Raw genomic sequence first — 15,364 nt, 5'->3', positions numbered from 1 at the left:
GCCATTGCCATCGGGAACTTGCCATAGTCCGGCTGCAACCGGACGAGGGAAAGTTCTGGATCAGCCATGGACGGGGCCGTTCTTCACGCGATCTTCGACCTCGCCGCCTGGCTGAGCGCAGGAACGGCCGGCTGGTGGCTCACGCGCGTGGCCGGTGTGAGCTTTCCGAAGCAGTCCACCGAATGGCCCTATATTGCTGCACTCCTGTTCGGCGCCGGCCTCGGCGCCTACCTGTCCGGGACGCTCAATCTCTGGCTGTCCGGCATGACGGGACTGGCGCGCTCGGTCGAAGGCGCGCTCGCCGGCGGCATCGTGGCGGTCGAGCTGTACAAATGGCGGCGCGGCATCGCTCTTCGCACCGGCGCGCGCTTCGCGCTGCCGCTCGCAATCGGCATCGCCGTCGGCCGCATCGGCTGCTACGCGGCGGGCCTCGGCGATTTCACCTATGGCACGCCGACGGCCTTGCCCTGGGGGCATGATTTCGGCGACGGCCTTCCGCGGCATCCGGTGCAGCTCTATGAGAGCCTTGCGATGGCCGCCTTTGCGGCCGTCTACATCGTCGCCGTGTTCCGGCGGATCGAAACCGTCATCGCCAATGGCTTCTATCTCGCGCTGCTCGTCTACGGGCTGCAGCGGTTCGTCTGGGAATTCCTCAAGCCTTATGGGCCGGTGATCGGTCCCTTCACGCTATTTCATCTGCTGTCGCTTGCCATCGCGGTCTACGCCGCGGCGATGCTGGCGACGGCGCCGCACGCGAAGGTCATGCATGAACGCGCCGCTGCGTAAGTCGCGCCCCTATGTGTTCTGGGGACAGACGCAATCCCTCTGCGAGACCTGTCTCTCGCTGGTGCCGACCAAGATCCAGATCATCGACAACGAGGTCTGGTACGAGAAGCGCTGCAAGGAGCACGGCGTGCAGTCCACGCTGGTCTCCGACGACGCGGCCTATTGGCGCCGCTGCAAGTCGTTCATCAAGCCGGGCGATACGCCGCTCAGCTTCCAGCGCCGCACCGAACATGGTTGTCCCTATGATTGCGGCCTGTGCCCGGACCACGAACAGCATTCCTGCCTGGCGCTGATCGAGATCACCGATCACTGCAACCTGACCTGCCCGGTGTGTTTTGCGGAGTCCTCGCCGCAGCGGGCGCATTTCACGCCGCTCGCGACCGTCGAACGAATGCTCGATGCGCTCGTCGCCAGCGAGGGCGAGCCCGACCTGGTGCAGATCTCCGGTGGCGAGCCGACGCTGCACCCGCAGTTCTTCGACATCCTCGCCGCCGTGCGCGCCCGCCCGATCCGCCACGTCATGATCAATACCAACGGCCTGCGCATCGCGCGCGAGCCGGACTTCGTCGCCAGGCTTGCGGAGAACAAGCGCGGGCTGGAGGTCTATCTGCAGTTCGACTCGCTGTCGCGCGCCGGGCTCACGAACATCCGCGGCGCCGATCTGCGCCGTATCCGCCAGCAGGCGCTGGAGAACCTCGAGCGTCACGGCATCTCCACGACGCTGGTCGCGACCATCAAGCGTGGCGTCAATGACGATGAGATCGGCGACATCGTCCGCCACGCGCTCGAATGGAGATGCGTGCGCGGCGTGACCCTGCAGCCGGTGCAGGACGCCGGCCGCAACGCCGATTTCAACAAGGACACCGACCGCATCATGCTGTCGGAGATCCGCCGCCGCGTCGTCAAGACCGGCGTGTTCGGCGAGGACGACATGATCCCGCTGCCCTGCAATCCCGAGAGCATCTCGATCGGCTATGGTCTGCGTAATGGCACGGCCGTGCTGCCGCTCACCGCGATGGTGCCGCAGGAGGAGCTGCTGTCGGTGATGCCGAATACCATCAGCCCGGAAAAATATCCGGTGCTGCGCGAAAAATTCGTCGAGCTGTTCTCGCTGTCGTCGGGCGCGCTCAACACCGGCCAGCGCGTCGCCGAATTCCTCTGCTGCCTGCCGTCCGTCCAGGTGCCCGACAATCTCGGCTATGAGCACGTGTTTCGCGTCACCATCGTGCAATTTCTCGACCGCTTCAATTTCTGTGTTGCGAACGTCAAGCGCTCCTGCATCCATTTCGTCACCGAGCGCGGCGAGATCATCCCGTTCGACACCTATAATTTGTTCTACCGCAACGGCGCCATCGACGGCATCCGGGCGCGGCTGGCGAAGGGTGAACGGGCGTGAGCGAGCCGGAGGAGAAACTGCCGCTCTGGCCTCCGGCCACCGGTCCAGGGTCGCCGCAAGGTGGCAATGGCTGCCTCACCGCCTTTCTGCTCCTCTTCGGCATCATCCTGCTTCTGCCCGGCGCGCTATGCGTCGCGGCCGATCCGCGCGGCACGCTGCCGTTAACTGGGCTCGCCTTCGTCATCGCGGGAGGAGGCCTCTTGATGATCATTGCCGCCGTCGGCAGGATGAAACGCCGGAAGCCACCGCCATGACGACGCCCGACGCGCGCCCGCCCGAGACACCCGCAGAGCCGCGCAGCGGCTGGGTGACTGCGCTTCTGTTCGTGACCGGCTTGATCCTCCTCCTGCCGGGCCTCTGCGCGATCTTTTTCAGTTTCGTTGCCCTGCAGGAGAAGAGCGGGCTCGGCTACTTCGTGCCCTTCATCGGGCTCGGCCTCGCCATCGGCGCGGGCGGACTCGTGCTGATCAGAAAGGCATGGCGACGATGAGCGACGCAGGATGCGTCATCCGCAGGACGCCGCGACGGCGGCGGATCACCGAACCGCCAATTCGATCGCCAGCCTGCTGTTGAGCCGGCGGTGGGCGCGCGTCTCATGATAGTCTTCGCCATCCGCCACATGGGTCCACGACGTCCATGAATGAACGCGACGAGCCGCCGCTGTCGCCTTTCCTGCAGGTGCGTCGGGCCCGAGAGCCGCTCAGCCTGGCGGCGACGGTCGGGGCGATCCTCGGTGGCCTTGCCCTGATGTTTCCGTTCGGCTGCGTGATGGCGCTGATGCGCCGCGAGTGGAATGAGTTCGGCGGTTTTTTCGGTCCCGGAGCGATCCTGGCCGGCATGGCCGTCGCGGGCCTCGTGATGATCGTGCTGGCGGTGCGCCGCCGGTGGGGCTGAGCAGGGCTCGCCGATGATGCAGTCGGATAAGCCTGGCCTGGATCCTCCCGATCCCGCACGCCCGCCGCTGCCCCGGGAGCGCTGGAAAGGGCCGCCCGAAGGCGCGCCGGATCCGATCGCGGCGGCGTCGGGTGGCGGCGGCTGTCTGACGTCCATCATGCAACTCGCCGGCCTGGCGATGATCTGCTGGGGGCTTTACGTGGCCGTCCAGGCCGCCATCGCCGATGCATGGACGATGGGCGGCTATCTCGGCTTCTTCCTTGCTGGGCTGTCCGCCGCGATCGCGGGCGCCGTCCTGATCCGACATGTGCGGGGCGGCGTGAGGCCGGCCACCGCGAAGCTATTGCCGGCGAGCGGCTGGCCGACGACCGTCATGGCAATTGCAGCCGTCGCGCTGCTGCTGCCGGGACTGTACGCGCTCGTGTTCGGCTCGATTGCCCTGGCGACCTACAACGACATCGACGACCAGGGCGTGGTGATCGCGGGCTTCGTGCTCGGTGCGGCCGGAATGGGCGCCAGGTGGTGGCTGCGTCGGCGTCCCGCCGGCCTTGCCGGCTTGATGATCCCGGCCGGGCTGATGCTGCTCATTCCCGGCAGCTACGTCGTTCTCTACGGGCTGAGCCGGATCGTCTGGTTCAACGATCTGCTGTCTCCGCCGCTGCTGGCGGGACTTCTGGCCTGCGCGGTCGGGGCCGTCGTGCTGGTCACGGCCCGCCCGCCCCGGCGCGCCGATGAAACCGCTCCCGACTCCTGAAAGCAGTCATTGTTTTTTGGCATTTTCTGCCTATATTGCGCCGCAACGCGTGGGGTTTGCCCGGTCCATTGGCCGGGCTTCCTATTTGGGGCTGCCGGTCCCTGCCGCCGAACGAGTTTCGCGAGCGCGCGTCGCAAAGCTAACAGCTTGATTCGACTATCATAAAGCGCGCGCCCCGCCGGGGACAGAGCACGGGCTCTTGAGAAAGCTTAGAAGACACCGACCATGAACCTCCGTAACATCGCCATCATCGCCCACGTCGACCACGGCAAGACCACCCTGGTCGACAAGTTGCTGCAGCAGTCCGGTACCTATCGCGAAAACCAGCGTCAGGTTGAGCGCGCGATGGATTCCAACGACCTGGAGCGCGAGCGCGGCATCACCATCCTGGCCAAGTGCACCTCGGTGCAGTGGAAAGACACCCAGATCAACATCGTCGACACCCCTGGCCACGCCGATTTCGGCGGCGAGGTCGAGCGCATCCTGTCGATGGTCGACGGCGTGATCGTGCTGGTCGACGCCGCTGAAGGCCCGATGCCGCAGACCAAATTCGTGGTCGGCAAGGCGCTCAAGCTCGGCCTGAAGCCGATCGTTGCCATCAACAAGGTCGATCGGCCCGACGCGCGCGTCACCGAAGTCGTCAACGAGGTGTTCGACCTGTTCGCCGCTCTCGATGCCACCGACGAGCAGCTCGATTTTCCGATCCTCTACGGGTCGGGCAAGAACGGCTGGATGGCGACCTCGCCCGACGCCTCCCACGAGGACGGCATGCAGCCGCTGTTCGATCTCGTCATCAAGCATGTGGCGCCGCCGGTGGTCGAGGAAGGCCCGTTCCGGCTGCTCGGCACCATTCTCGAGGCCAACCCCTATCTCGGCCGCATCATCACCGGGCGTATCGCGTCCGGCACCGTCAAGCCGAACCAGGCCGTGAAGGTGCTGTCGCGTGACGGCAAGCTGGTGGAAACCGGCCGCATCTCCAAGATCCTGGCGTTCCGCGGCCTCGAGCGCCAGCCGGTCGACATCGCGGAAGCCGGCGACATCGTCGCCATCGCCGGCCTGCCCAAGGGCACCGTGGCCGACACCTTCTGCGATCCGAGCGTCGAGACGCCGATCCAGGCGCAGCCGATCGATCCGCCGACGGTGTCGATGTCGTTCATCGTCAACAACTCGCCGCTCGCCGGCACCGAGGGCGACAAGGTCACCAGCCGCCTGATCCGCGACCGACTGCTGCGCGAGGCCGAGGGCAACGTTGCGCTGCGCGTGGTCGAGTCCCAGGACAAGGACGCGATGGAAGTGTCCGGCCGCGGCGAATTGCAGCTCGCGATCCTGATCGAGACCATGCGTCGCGAGGGCTTCGAACTGTCGGTGTCGCGCCCCCGCGTCGTGTTCGAGAAGGACGAGGTCACGGGCCAGACCCTAGAGCCGATCGAGGAGGTCGTGATCGACGTCGACGAGGAGCATTCCGGCGTCGTCGTGCAGAAGATGAGCGAGCGCAAGGCCGAGCTGATCGAGATGCGCCCGTCCGGCGGCAATCGTCTGCGGCTGGTGTTCTACGCGCCGACCCGCGGCCTGATCGGCTATCAGGGCGAGCTGATGACCGACACCAAGGGCACGGCGATCATGAACCGCCTGTTCCACAACTACCTGCCCTACAAGGGCCAGATCCAGGGCCGCCGCAACGGCGTCCTGATCTCCAACGACCAGGGCGAGGCAGTGGCCTATGCCATGTTCAAGCTGGAGGATCGCGGCCCGATGATGATCGAGCCCGGCTGGAAGGTCTACAAGGGCATGATCGTCGGCGAGCACACCCGCGACAACGATCTCGAGATCAACGTGTTGAAGGGCAAGCAGCTCACCAACATCCGCACGACGTCGAAGGACGAAGCCGTCCGCCTGACGCCGCCGATCCGGATGACCCTGGAAAAGGCGCTGGCCTATATCGAGGACGACGAGCTGGTGGAGATCACGCCGAAGTCGATCCGCCTGCGCAAGAAGCACCTCGATCCGAACGAGCGCAAGCGCGCCGAGAAGCAGAAGGAAGCGGTGGCGTAAGCCACTCTACCGCTGCAGTGGGGCAGGGCGTGGTGGCGCAACATCCGCTCTCGTCATGCCCCGCTCGTCGTCGAGCACAGTGTCTCGACACCCTCCGCCGTCATGCCCCGCGCAGGCGGGGCATCCAGTACGCCGCAGCCCCTCGGGGTCACACGCCCGTCTCGGCGTACTGGATCACCCGCTTTCGCGGGTGATGACAGCAGTTGTGAGGTGATAGCCGGGCCTCCATTGTAGGAGCCGCAGCCGCCTCATGAGCAGTTTCCCATCCTCCATCGACATCGCGATCATCGGGGCCGGCGCGGCCGGCCTCGGCGCGGCGCACGCGCTGCAGGACAGCGGCGTCTCCTTCGTCGTCCTTGAAGCCCGAGACCGCGTCGGCGGGCGGGCGCACACCGTCATGGCCGCGCCGGAGGTGACCTTCGACCTCGGCTGTGGCTGGTTGCATTCGGCGGACCGAAACTCGTTCGTTGCCGTCGCCGAGCAGCTTTCCTTCGCCATCGACAAGTCACGTCCGCCGTGGCGCGATCAGGCCTATGAGGCGGCGTTTCCGCGCGCCGAGCGCGAGGCGTTTCTCGGCGCGCTGGAGGCGTTCTTCACGCGCACCGCGGAGGCCGCGAAGAGCGGCCGCGATACGCCGGCGAGCGTCTGTCTCGAGCCCGACAATCGCTGGAACGGCATGATCGATGCGATCTGCACCTATCTCAACGGCTGCGAGCTCGACCAGATGTCGCTGCTCGACTTCGAGGCCTATGAGGACACCGAGCTGAACTGGCGCGTCCGCCGCGGCTATGGTGCGCTGGTGGCCGCCTATGGCGTCGGCCTGCCGGTCGCGCTGAATTGCAACGTGACGCTGATCGATCACAGCGACACGCGCATCCGCCTGACGACCTCGCAGGGCACGCTGACCGCCGACAAGGTCATCGTGACGGTGCCGACCAACCTGATCGCCGACGAGGCGATCCACTTTACGCCGGCCTTGCCTGCGAAGATCGAGGCCGCGGCCGGCCTGCCGCTCGGCCTCGACAACAAGGTGACGCTGGCGCTCGACGGCTGGGCGCACCTGCCGCAGGATTCCGGCATGCGCGGCCGCAGCCACACCGCGCGCGTCGGCAGCTTCCAGCTGCGCCCGTTCGGCCAGCCCTGCATCGAAGGTTTCTATGGCGGCAGCTTTGCCCGTGAGATCGAGGCGGCGGGCGAGGGCGCATTGGCGGCGCAGGCGATCGACGACGTCGTCGCGCTGCTCGGCAGCGATATCCGCAACAGCCTGAAGCCGCTCGCCGAGTCCCGCTGGGGCGCCGATCCGTTCGCGCGCGGCGCCTATTCGCATGCGCGCCCCGGCCACGCCGACAAGCGCGCGGTGCTGGCCGCCCCGGTCGATGACCGCCTGTTCTTCGCCGGCGAAGCTACACCCTCGGATTTCTTCTCCACCGCCCACGGCGCCCGCGACAGCGGCGAGCGGGCTGCGAGGGAAGCGCTGTCTTCTCTGGGCAAGCGCTAGTCCATCCCATCGTCATTGCGAGCGAAGCGCTAACTGCCCAGGGTAGGGTGGGCAAAGGCGCGCTCTTCGCCCTTCTCGGCTTGCACAGGGGTATCGCGCGACGTGCCCACCGCCGTCCTCGCCGGCGCCGATGGTGGGCACGCGCCGCCTGACGGGCGTCGCTTTGCCCACCCTACTATTCTTACACTCCCGGTTCGCATGGCGCGGAGATGTCGCCGTCCCAAGGCGCCGCCCTCCGCCTTCGCTTCGCCCTTCAAGAGGGCGGGCCTCACATCAGCTTCGGTCCTCACCCGCCATCCGCAAGAACTCACGCGCCGCCTGGGTCTGGTGATGCTCCCGATGCCGCAGGCTGTAGAAGTGCCGCTTGGGCAAGTCCAGATTGGCGACTGCCAACAGACCCGCCTTCACGGCCCGCATCACCACCAGGCGCGACAGCACCGTGACGCCGGCGCCGGCCTCGACGGCGCCGCGCACGGCCTCGTTGGATGGCAGGTCGAACACGACATCAAGCTCGGCAGGGGTGATGCCGAATCGGCCGAGCGCCGCCTCGAACACCGCACGCGTGCCGGAGCCCTGCTCGCGCAGCACCCAGCGCGCCGATCTCAGATCCGCGGCCGTGACGGTCGCTCCGCGGCACAGCAAATGATCGGTCGGCCCGACCAGCACCATCTCGTCTTCCGCCACGGCTTGCGCGGCCAGCGCGGGATCGTCGACGTCGCCCTCGACGAAGCCGAGATCCGCCGCTCCCTCGCGCACGGCGGTTGCGACCTGCTCGGTGTTGCCGATCGACAGCTGCAGCTTGATCGCCGGGTGCGCGGCGTTGAAGCGATGAATGATGGCCGGCAGCCAGTAGCCCGCGATGGTCTGGCTCGCCGCCAGCGACAGCTGCCCGCGCTTCAGGCTGGCGAGATCGTCCAGCACGGTCTCGGCGGCGGCCGCGCGCGCCAGCACCGCCCTGGCTTCGACCAGGAACGCCTTGCCGGCGGCGGTCAGAACGATGCGGCGGCCGACGCGGTCGAACAGTTTGGTCTGGTAGCGCGCCTCGAGCGCCGCCACGGCGGCCGATGTCGCCGACTGGGTCAGGTTGAGCTCGCGCGCCGCCTGGGTGACATGCTCCCGGGTCGCGACCGCAACGAAGATCCTGAGCTGCTCGAGCGTCACGGCGGTCCTATGTGATGAGTTTCACAAGCGTCAGGCTGAAGCCCGCGATGAACAGGAAGGCTGCCAGGCCCAGCGCCAGCGGCCGCAGGCCCTTCGCTTTCAGCTTGGCGAAATCCGTCTCAAGCCCCATCGCGGCGAGCGCCATCGAAAGCAGGAAGCTTGTCACGGCCACGATCGCGGTCTTCGCCTCGGCCGGCACGGTGATGAGGCTGTTGATGCCGACCAGCACGATGAAGCCGAGCACGAACCAGGGCAGCGGCGGCTGCGCGTTCATTTGACCCTCACCGCTGTGGCGGGCGCGGCGCGCCGCCAGCAGGCCCAGCGTAATCACCACCGGGGCCAGCAGCATCACGCGCGCCAGCTTGGCGACGGTGCCGAACTCGCCCGCCTGCTGGCCCTCCTGGAAGGCCGCCGCGACCACCTGCGCGATCTCGTGGATCGAGGCGCCGCTCCACAGCCCGAAGGCATGGGCGTCGAGATGCAGCAGCGCGGGAAGCAGCGGATAGGCGAACATCGCGATCGAGCCGAACACGGTGACGCAGGCGACCGCATAGGCGACGTCCTCGTCGGGTGCGCGCGTCACGGTGTTGGTCGCGATCACGGCTGAGGCGCCGCAGATCGAGGTGCCCGCGGCAATCAGCTCGGCCAGCTTGCGGTCGACGCCGAGCCAACGCCCCATCCACACCGTGAACAGGAAGGTGCCGGCCAGGCTCAGCGCGATCACGCCAAGCCCGCGCACGCCGACCGCGACGATCTGGCTGGTCGTCAGCTGCAGCCCGAGCAGGATGATCGCGACCCTGAGCACGCGGCGCATCGCGAAGGTGACACCGGGCTTGGCCCGTGCCGGCGTGCCGACGATGTTGTGCAGCGCCATGCCCGCCACGATCGCCAGGATCATCGGGCTGAACAGGCCGAGCCCCGGCAGCAGCCGCAGCCCAAAGGCGCCGGCTGCGATTGCGGCCGACAGCGCGAGCCCAGGCAGCAGCGGCGCGACACTTGCCGGCGCCGAGACATATCCATGACGAAGGGTAACGGGTGCATCGGCGGCCAGATCGGGCGACTGGGTAGCCATGAAAAACTCTCCCAACTCAGTGGTCAGGAGGAGAATTTCATGCTCATATCAATCGATCCAACGAATTATATCGGATATTTCATTCGTTTCAATCGATTGATTGTCGATGGGCCTGTGGAGGCTCCCGGCTACTGTTCGAGCACCCGGCGGCGCAGCTCGGCGTCCGGCACGAAGCACTGTTCGTATTTGCCGAAGATGCGATAGCGGTTGCGGGCGATGACGCTGTAGACGGCATTGCGCAACGGCTTGGGCACCGTGAACAGCGCCCGCGTCCAGCCCCAGCCCGGCAGGTTCGACAGCACGGTGAGGGCCGCATCGGATTTCAGATGCGCTCTTCCGCCGTGCACGACCGCGTTGGTGTCGGGCTCCCGGGGATCGATGCCGAACGCCTGCGCCAGCCGTGTGCCATAGGGTGATTGGATCGGCGTGAAGCGAAAGCGCCTGGCGGTGTCGCGCGCGATCACGAACTGCACCCAGCGTGAGCAGAACACGCAGACGCCGTCATAGAGGATCACGTCATCGTCGGGCCAGCTCGTCGTCAGTTCGGTCATCAGCGATTGTCCATCATGAGCAGGGCGACCAGCATCAGCACGATCGCAGGTCCTGTCTTCACCAGCGCGCCGAGCGGCTCGAGCCAGAGGTCGGGCGACAGCACGGCACAGCCGAGCATGTAGCCGAGCGAGACGAAGATGCCGGCAGCAAGGCCGAAGGCCGCCGTTTTGCGGAAAGCGATCAACATGCCGACAGATATGTCCATCATGCTGGTGATCGCCGCGAACGGAACAGCAAAGCCCTCCGGCCAGCCGCGCGTGGTCAGGATCGCCGTGGTGGCGGGGAACGAGATGAACAGCGCGATGCTGCCCGATGCGACCCAGAACAGCACGAGGCTGGCGATCATCAGCGCCTTGATGAGGAACAGCCGAGCGAACCATTTGTCCTGGATGGACGCGCCGTGCAAGCCAACGGCCTCGTCCAGCGTCGTCGGCGTGATACCGGTCGCCGCGATCCACGGCGCGGGATCGCCGCGCACGCCGCGACGAAGCTCGGCGATGGCCGTGCTGCGCATCGGCGGCATCCAGCCGAGCCGGCTGGAGAGGTCGCCGGCGAGAGCGCCGAGATCGACCAGCAGCGCTGATATCGGGAGGCGCGGCCAATCCGTTGTGCCAAAGCTGCGGCGGAACGCGCCGATGACGTCGCCGAGCGTCAGGGCCTCTGACTGCATCAGGTCCCAGCTCACCGCGCGCGTCGCCTCGTCATCGATCGGCCGCGCGGCGAGCCAGGCGATGGTCGCGGCGATGTCCGCCACGGCCACCGGCTGGAACGGCGTCGCGGCATCCTTGGCCGGCAGATCGATCGGGAATGCCGCGAGCGCACGCATCATCGCGCTGCCGCCATAGGCCGACGGCGCGATGACGAAACCCGGACGCAGGATCGCGTGGGGAATTCCCGACGATGCAATCAGCCGTTCCGCCTCGCGCTTGGTGGTGGCGAAGGCGGTATGATCCTCATCGGCGGTCCCGGGGATCGAGATGTGAATGAAGCGGACGCTGCGGCCGCAGGCCGCGATCGCGGCGAGCAGCCGCGCGACGAATTCGCGATGCACGGCATCGGTGTTGCTGCCGGGACCATCCTGCAGCACGCCGAGGCAGTTGACGACGACATCGATCTCATGCACGCGCATCAGCCCCGCCAGGCCCGTGGCATCGAGCGCCATGATCGGCAGCTCGATGTCGACAGGCGATATCAGCTGTGACGCGGAGAACGCGCGCGCGACGCCGATCGCCGCAAAGCCGCGCCGGCGCAGATCATCGGTGACGAAGCGTCCGATCAGCCCGGAGGCGCCGAGCACGAGGATGCGGGAGGTGGTCGGCGTGATCATGCGCTTCTCGTCAGAACGGCTTTGCGATCATCAGCCAGAGAATGGCCATGACCGCGCCGAAGCCGGGGATGCCGCACAGGAACCAGCGGCGGAAGACGGTGAAATAGCGTGGCGGCAAGGGGTGTGAGTTCGTGTCGGCGGCACGCGCGAGGTCGCGCAGCTCGATCTGCATGAAGATCACGGGCACCCAGAACAGGCCGGCGATGGCGTAGAGCGCGAGCGAGGTGAGCAGCCAGCCGTCGGTGACGGCCGTCGACGATAGCCACATCAGGGTGCCGCCCGTGATCGGCTGCAGCAGCACCGCCGACAGCGTGAACAGCATGTCCGCGATCACCACGACGCGGGCCGTGCGCGCGATGAACGCGGCCTCGCCGCTGAGATGCGCCATCAGCATGAAGAACGCGATCCCCGTGCCGGTGCCGAGGATGACGATGGCACCGAGCACGTGCAGATATTTGACGAGGAAGTACAGCGTCATCGCATCCTGCTAGTTCGGCAACGTCAGACGTGTTGATCGCGGCGCCCTCGGCACGGCGATCGCGCGTGCCAGCGCGTCGGACGCAAGCATCACACCGTCATCGCGCTCGATCAGCCAGTGACCCTCATCACCATAGGATGGTAGCACGTCGAAATTGACACGGCCGCCGGCCGATGTGAAAGCATCGGCGAGTTGCCGCGACAACGCTGGTGGGAAGTAGCTGTCATTGGCCGCGACCAGCCAGGTCACGGGCACGCGCGCGCTGCGTCCAAAGACATGGGCCACCTCGCGCAGGCGGGGTTCGGCGCAGACGCGCCTGGGCGCATCGTCAGCGTGACCGCCGCGACCCGGAGCAAACACGATGATCCGCGTGACGAGTTGCGACTGGTCGGCAAGCGCCAGCGCGCCCCAGCCACCGGCGGAATGTCCGATGACGAGAGCGGCCTTCTTCGTCGTGAAAGGCTGTTCGCGCATGAAGGTCAGCGCGCGCAAAATCTGCGCAGCGGTCGCGCGTCCTGCGACTTCGTAGTTCGCGTCACCGCAGCCGCCCTGGTCTTCGACATAGGGCCCGCCGGTGCGGCCATGCCCGAGCCGCTCCGGGACCAGCACGGCATAGCCGCGCGCGACCAGTTCGCGCGCCAGCGCCGTGTAGCTCGGCTGCGGCATCTGCGCACGGCGCAGCGCATTCTGCGTGGAGGAGTGAGCAATCAAGGCCAGCGGAAATGGTCCGTCGCCGGCGGGCCGATACAACAGCGCATGTGCGGGAAGTCCAGGCTCGGTGGACGGCACCAGCCATTGCTGCTGCCGGGCCGGCTCGCCCTCGGGCGCGATCGGGCCGAACGTCTGCGCCCCTGCGCGGGGTCCCGACAGGACGGCGAGGGCGAGCAACCATGAGACGCAGCGAAGCAGCAGCATTGAGCTCGGCGGGAAGATTTCCGATCGGCGCGAGATTAGCCGACGGTGCGACCCGGAAGCTGCAGTTTTCCGCACAGACGGGCGCTGACGGTTATTAAGCACCGTCGACTCTCAACATTGTTGCGAAATTGTCCCTTTTCGGCACAGGTTTCCGCCACTGTGATGCCGAAAGTCCACAGGTTAACCGATCTTTAACGTGGCACCTTGAAGGCGGACCGCCGACTTGCTTTGATCCGGTCATGAGCACAACCCTGATCGAAGTCCGTCCGGCCAAGGCTGCAGATGCGGCTGCGGTGGCGTCAGCCCACGATGAAGCTTGGCGTTCCGCCTACCAGGGGATCATCCCTGGTGCTGAACTTGAGAAGCTGATCAACCGGCGCGGCCCCCAATGGTGGGACAGCGCGATCCGCAAAGGCAGCCGCGTCAGCGTGCTGGTGTTCAACGACAAGGTGGCAGGCTACGCCAACTACGGCCGCAATCGCGCCCGCAGCCTGCACTTCGACGGTGAAGTCTACGAGCTTTATCTGCGACCGGAATTTCAGGGGCTGGGGTTCGGTCGCCGGCTCTTCCAGGCCGCCAAGCGCGATCTCGCGCAGAGCGGCCTGAAGAGCATGGTGGTGTGGGCGTTGTCCGACAACGACCCCGCCACCGAGTTCTACCGTGCCTTGGGTGGCCGCATGGTCGCACGGTCGTCGGAGCGCTTCGGTCCGAAGTCGCTCGACAAGGTCGCCTTCGCCTGGACCAACTGAGTCCGGCTTCGACTGAGCTCTGGGCGCGTTAAGCGTTAACGCGTCGGCGAATTGAACTGAAGATCTGGGATTGAGGTTGCTGTTGCGCAGTCGCGATTTTTTTGCGACTGCGAATGCGAGCGCTCATCTGGCGAGCGTCCGACCCTCAAACGTTCAAGTTCAACGGAGCATCCATGCGCATCGACGCCATCCCGATCGGGAAAGATCCGCCGCGCGAGGTCAACGTCGTCATCGAAGTGCCGGTCGGCGGCGAGCCGATCAAGTACGAGCTGGACAAGGAAGCCGGCACGCTGTTTGTCGATCGCTTCCTCTACACGGCGATGCGCTATCCCGGCAATTACGGCTTCATCCCGCACACGCTGTCGAACGACGGCGATCCCTGCGACGTGCTGGTCGCCAACACCCGCGCGATCGTGCCGGGCGCGGTCATGAGCGTCCGTCCCGTCGGTGTGCTGATCATGGAAGACGAGGCGGGCGGCGATGAGAAGATCATCGCGGTGCCGTCGTCGAAGCTCACCCAGCGCTACGACAAGGTGCGCAGCTACAGCGACCTGCCGGAGATCACGCTGCAGCAGATCCAGCACTTCTTCGAGCACTACAAGGATCTCGAGCCCGGCAAGTGGGTCAAGGTGCTGCGCTGGGGCAGTGCCGACGACGCCCATCAGCTGATCGCCGAGGGCATCGCGCGCGCCAACGCGGCGAAGAAGTAACAACGAAGGACGTCATTCCGGGTTCAGCCGCGCGGCGGTTGAACCCGGACTCTCGAGATTCGCGGGTGCGCAACTGCGCACCTGAGTTCGATGCTGCTGATCGCCCCGGAAGGACGCCGAGGCCTAGACCGCCGGCTTCGGCAGCCCGGCGATGGCGCAGGCGGCGCGCAGGGTGTTCACCAGCAGGCACGCCACCGTCATCTGGCCGACGCCGCCGGGCACCGGCGTGATCGCGCCGGCGACCTCGGCGACCTCGGCATAGGCGACATCGCCGACCAGCCTGGTCTTGCCCTCGGCCGTCGGGATGCGGTTGATGCCGACATCGATCACGGTCGCGCCGGGCTTGATCCAGTCGCGCTTCACCATCTCCGGACGGCCGACGGCGGCATAGACGAGATCCGCGCGCGCGGTCAGCGCGGCGAGGTCGCGCGAGCGCGAATGCGCGATCGTCACTGTGGCGTTCTCGTTCAGGAGCAGTTGCACCAAGGGGCGGCCGACCAGGTTGGAGCGGCCGATCACGATCGCGTTCAGGCCCTCCAGCGAGCCGTGCACGGTCTTGCTCAGGATGATGCAGCCGAGCGGGGTGCACGGCGCCAGCGCCGGCTGGCCGCCGGCGAGCCGGCCGGCATTGTGCGGATGCAGCCCGTCGACATCCTTGGCCGGATCGATCGCGTTGATCACGACCTCGGTCTCGAGCCCCTTCGGCAGCGGCAGCTGCACCAGGATGCCATGCACCGCCGGGTCCTTGTTGAGCTTTGCAACCAGCGCCAGCAGGTCGTCCTGCGCCACGTCGGCGGGCAGCTTGTGCTCGAACGAGGCCATGCCGGCGGCCTGGGTCTGGGTGTGCTTGCTGCGGACATAGACCTCGGAAGCGGGGTCGTTGCCGACCAGCACCACGGCGAGGCCAGGCGTCAGACCGTGGTCGCGTTTGACCCGCTCGACCTCGCGCGCCACCTGCGTCCGCAGGTCGGCTGCGATGATTTTTCCATCGATGATGCGCGCCGTCATGTCTGGTCCTCC

17 protein-coding genes are annotated in these 15,364 nt (G+C 66.6%); 10 read left to right on the top strand and 7 right to left on the bottom strand.

From position 1 onward, the window contains the following. The first annotated feature begins 66 nt into the window (after window positions 1-66). From QQL87_RS09520 to QQL87_RS09485, 8 genes are all read left to right on the top strand, one after another. Window positions 67-786 (top strand): prolipoprotein diacylglyceryl transferase, encoded by a 720-nt coding sequence (locus QQL87_RS09520; RefSeq protein WP_284417183.1) that lies wholly within the window; start codon window positions 67-69, stop codon window positions 784-786. Beyond that, complete coding sequence (locus tag QQL87_RS09515; RefSeq protein WP_284417182.1) at window positions 767-2,182, top strand: radical SAM protein; 1,416 nt, start codon at window positions 767-769, stop codon at window positions 2,180-2,182. The genes QQL87_RS09520 and QQL87_RS09515 overlap by 20 nt, the downstream gene beginning before the upstream one ends. Continuing rightward, a complete protein-coding gene (locus QQL87_RS09510) occupies window positions 2,179-2,436 on the top strand; it encodes a hypothetical protein (RefSeq protein WP_284417181.1) in 258 nt (85 codons plus the stop codon). The genes QQL87_RS09515 and QQL87_RS09510 overlap by 4 nt, the downstream gene beginning before the upstream one ends. After that, window positions 2,433-2,672, top strand: a complete 240-nt coding sequence (locus tag QQL87_RS09505) for a hypothetical protein (protein WP_284417180.1) — start codon at window positions 2,433-2,435, stop codon at window positions 2,670-2,672. The genes QQL87_RS09510 and QQL87_RS09505 overlap by 4 nt, the downstream gene beginning before the upstream one ends. Window positions 2,673-2,818: 146 nt before the next feature. Further along, window positions 2,819-3,076, top strand: a complete 258-nt coding sequence (locus QQL87_RS09500; RefSeq protein WP_284417179.1) for a hypothetical protein — start codon at window positions 2,819-2,821, stop codon at window positions 3,074-3,076. 13 nt (window positions 3,077-3,089) lie between these two features. Then, window positions 3,090-3,830 (top strand): hypothetical protein, encoded by a 741-nt coding sequence (locus QQL87_RS09495; protein WP_284417178.1) that lies wholly within the window; start codon window positions 3,090-3,092, stop codon window positions 3,828-3,830. 225 nt (window positions 3,831-4,055) lie between these two features. Next, window positions 4,056-5,882 (top strand): translational GTPase TypA, encoded by a 1,827-nt coding sequence (gene typA, locus QQL87_RS09490; protein WP_284417176.1) that lies wholly within the window; start codon window positions 4,056-4,058, stop codon window positions 5,880-5,882. 250 nt (window positions 5,883-6,132) lie between these two features. Beyond that, the gene (locus tag QQL87_RS09485) at window positions 6,133-7,380 is read left to right on the top strand and encodes a flavin monoamine oxidase family protein (protein ID WP_284417175.1); all 1,248 of its coding nucleotides are present in this window, start codon (window positions 6,133-6,135) and stop codon (window positions 7,378-7,380) included. A 273-nt stretch (window positions 7,381-7,653) separates the two neighbouring features. Here QQL87_RS09485 and QQL87_RS09480 read toward each other — a convergent pair whose 3' ends face one another. From QQL87_RS09480 to QQL87_RS09455, 6 genes are all read right to left on the bottom strand, one after another. After that, on the bottom strand, window positions 7,654-8,541 hold the full coding sequence (locus QQL87_RS09480) for a LysR family transcriptional regulator (protein ID WP_284417174.1): 888 nt from the start codon (window positions 8,539-8,541) through the stop codon (window positions 7,654-7,656). Window positions 8,542-8,548: 7 nt separating this feature from the next. Beyond that, window positions 8,549-9,523, bottom strand: coding sequence for a YeiH family protein (locus QQL87_RS09475; RefSeq protein WP_349817259.1), 975 nt, complete (start codon window positions 9,521-9,523; stop codon window positions 8,549-8,551). Window positions 9,524-9,741: 218 nt separating this feature from the next. After that, window positions 9,742-10,164 carry a thiol-disulfide oxidoreductase DCC family protein gene (locus QQL87_RS09470; RefSeq protein WP_284417171.1) on the bottom strand — a complete coding sequence of 141 codons (423 nt, stop codon included), beginning with the start codon at window positions 10,162-10,164 and terminating at the stop codon, window positions 9,742-9,744. Beyond that, window positions 10,164-11,492, bottom strand: coding sequence for an SDR family oxidoreductase (locus QQL87_RS09465; protein WP_284417170.1), 1,329 nt, complete (start codon window positions 11,490-11,492; stop codon window positions 10,164-10,166). The genes QQL87_RS09470 and QQL87_RS09465 overlap by 1 nt, the downstream gene beginning before the upstream one ends. A gap of 10 nt (window positions 11,493-11,502) precedes the next feature. Next, window positions 11,503-11,970 (bottom strand): DUF2269 family protein, encoded by a 468-nt coding sequence (locus QQL87_RS09460; RefSeq protein WP_284417169.1) that lies wholly within the window; start codon window positions 11,968-11,970, stop codon window positions 11,503-11,505. 9 nt (window positions 11,971-11,979) lie between these two features. After that, window positions 11,980-12,885 carry an alpha/beta hydrolase family protein gene (locus QQL87_RS09455; RefSeq protein WP_284417168.1) on the bottom strand — a complete coding sequence of 302 codons (906 nt, stop codon included), beginning with the start codon at window positions 12,883-12,885 and terminating at the stop codon, window positions 11,980-11,982. A gap of 239 nt (window positions 12,886-13,124) precedes the next feature. Between QQL87_RS09455 and QQL87_RS09450 the strand changes: the two genes are divergently transcribed. Together QQL87_RS09450 and ppa are read left to right on the top strand one after the other, a co-directional pair. Further along, entirely contained in the window at window positions 13,125-13,634 is a 510-nt protein-coding gene (locus tag QQL87_RS09450) for a GNAT family N-acetyltransferase (protein ID WP_008963902.1), read from the top strand. A gap of 173 nt (window positions 13,635-13,807) precedes the next feature. Continuing rightward, on the top strand, window positions 13,808-14,344 hold the full coding sequence (gene ppa, locus QQL87_RS09445) for an inorganic diphosphatase (RefSeq protein ID WP_284417167.1): 537 nt from the start codon (window positions 13,808-13,810) through the stop codon (window positions 14,342-14,344). Between the two features lie 123 nt (window positions 14,345-14,467). Here the strand turns inward: ppa and folD are convergent, their stop codons facing one another. Further along, entirely contained in the window at window positions 14,468-15,352 is an 885-nt protein-coding gene (gene folD / locus QQL87_RS09440) for a bifunctional methylenetetrahydrofolate dehydrogenase/methenyltetrahydrofolate cyclohydrolase FolD (RefSeq protein WP_284417165.1), read from the bottom strand. Window positions 15,353-15,364 lie beyond the last annotated feature (12 nt).

Source organism: Bradyrhizobium sp. SSBR45G (genome assembly GCF_030159255.1).
Lineage (GTDB): Bacteria > Pseudomonadota > Alphaproteobacteria > Rhizobiales > Xanthobacteraceae > Bradyrhizobium.
Note: the sequence above shows the minus strand (reverse complement) of the source record. Positions and strands in the feature narration are given on the sequence as shown.

Excerpts from the sequence above, each read along its gene's own strand:
- folD (WP_284417165.1), bottom strand. The coding sequence starts at position 15,352 with ATGACGGCGCGCATCATCGATGGAAAAATCATCGCAGCCGACCTGCGG.
- QQL87_RS09450 (WP_008963902.1), top strand. The coding sequence starts at position 13,125 with ATGAGCACAACCCTGATCGAAGTCCGTCCGGCCAAGGCTGCAGATGCG.
- QQL87_RS09495 (WP_284417178.1), top strand. The coding sequence starts at position 3,090 with ATGATGCAGTCGGATAAGCCTGGCCTGGATCCTCCCGATCCCGCACGC.
- QQL87_RS09515 (WP_284417182.1), top strand. The coding sequence starts at position 767 with ATGAACGCGCCGCTGCGTAAGTCGCGCCCCTATGTGTTCTGGGGACAG.
- QQL87_RS09460 (WP_284417169.1), bottom strand. The coding sequence starts at position 11,970 with ATGACGCTGTACTTCCTCGTCAAATATCTGCACGTGCTCGGTGCCATC.
- ppa (WP_284417167.1), top strand. The coding sequence starts at position 13,808 with ATGCGCATCGACGCCATCCCGATCGGGAAAGATCCGCCGCGCGAGGTC.
- QQL87_RS09465 (WP_284417170.1), bottom strand. The coding sequence starts at position 11,492 with ATGATCACGCCGACCACCTCCCGCATCCTCGTGCTCGGCGCCTCCGGG.
- typA (WP_284417176.1), top strand. The coding sequence starts at position 4,056 with ATGAACCTCCGTAACATCGCCATCATCGCCCACGTCGACCACGGCAAG.
- QQL87_RS09505 (WP_284417180.1), top strand. The coding sequence starts at position 2,433 with ATGACGACGCCCGACGCGCGCCCGCCCGAGACACCCGCAGAGCCGCGC.
- QQL87_RS09520 (WP_284417183.1), top strand. The coding sequence starts at position 67 with ATGGACGGGGCCGTTCTTCACGCGATCTTCGACCTCGCCGCCTGGCTG.
- QQL87_RS09455 (WP_284417168.1), bottom strand. The coding sequence starts at position 12,885 with ATGCTGCTGCTTCGCTGCGTCTCATGGTTGCTCGCCCTCGCCGTCCTG.
- QQL87_RS09500 (WP_284417179.1), top strand. The coding sequence starts at position 2,819 with ATGAATGAACGCGACGAGCCGCCGCTGTCGCCTTTCCTGCAGGTGCGT.
- QQL87_RS09470 (WP_284417171.1), bottom strand. The coding sequence starts at position 10,164 with ATGACCGAACTGACGACGAGCTGGCCCGACGATGACGTGATCCTCTAT.
- QQL87_RS09485 (WP_284417175.1), top strand. The coding sequence starts at position 6,133 with ATGAGCAGTTTCCCATCCTCCATCGACATCGCGATCATCGGGGCCGGC.